The following is a 791-nucleotide window of genomic DNA, read 5'->3' on the forward strand; positions in this document are numbered from 1 at the left end:
GAGGCTTCTGCGATCAGGTTGTCCCAGTCATAGGCAACCGGTTTGACGCCCCAGCGGCTGCGGCTGAATATTCGAATGCGGTCATATCTATATTGGTAGAAGTAGACCTTGCGCCGTAGTCGGTTGAAACGGATGGGCTCGTTGCGGGGTAATTCAAAGTCTAAGCGAATAGTTGGGATTATCAGCCAAAATATTATGATTGCACTAGCCAGGCTTATGGCGATTATTGTTGTGTCGTAAGGCTCGCTTGGGAACAATAAAAAATATATTAGTGACGCTAGGTGGAGTGCGTTTGTAATGCAGATCAAGCTCCCTCCATATATCCCGAGACCCCTGACTTTCATCGAGGATCTTGAGAACTCCAGAAAGTTTTTATCTGCATAAAATGATGGGCAAGGTCCATAAGATGGCTGTAGCGGCTGCGGTGAACTGTTCGGAGGGGGGAGGTCGTATTTCCACCCTGTGGCACGTCGGGAAAGTATTGTCGACTCGATATTCATTCGCTTTCCTGTTCGATGCTGATTCTGGCGTATGCTTCAGGGATCCCAACGTCTGGCCATAGAGTTACTGATAAGCTGGCCGCCAGAATGCTGTACGAAAAAGGGGGCAGATTTATTTGTTCTCATGACGTTTCTCCGGCCGCGGGAGCCGTACGGGACTCCAGATCGATCGCCTCGGGCCATTTCACCTTGGGTGCCAGGCGACGGATGAAGCTGATTTCGGCGTCGTTGTTCCAATCGCGGGGAGGGTTAACGAATTTTGGGAGCGCTTCAGGCCCTTGCTGCATGAAC

The 791-nt window shown here is 50.7% G+C and carries 2 protein-coding genes; both read right to left on the minus strand.

Annotated elements, in window-relative coordinates:
• The coding region (locus N5D48_RS26215; RefSeq protein WP_347881638.1) for a DUF6708 domain-containing protein at nucleotides 1–500 on the minus strand (500 nt) is incomplete at its 3' end.
• A 122-nt stretch (nucleotides 501–622) separates the two neighbouring features.
• Complete coding sequence (locus tag N5D48_RS26220; RefSeq protein ID WP_347881639.1) at nucleotides 623–787, minus strand: DUF6708 domain-containing protein; 165 nt, start codon at nucleotides 785–787, stop codon at nucleotides 623–625.
• Between the last annotated feature and the right edge of the window lie 4 nt (nucleotides 788–791).

Source organism: Pseudomonas sp. GD03858 (genome assembly GCF_029840925.1).
Classification (GTDB): Bacteria; Pseudomonadota; Gammaproteobacteria; order Pseudomonadales; family Pseudomonadaceae; genus Aquipseudomonas.

Coding starts and splice junctions, on each gene's coding strand:
- N5D48_RS26220 (WP_347881639.1), bottom strand. CDS start 787: ATGCAGCAAGGGCCTGAAGCGCTCCCAAAATTCGTTAACCCTCCCCGC.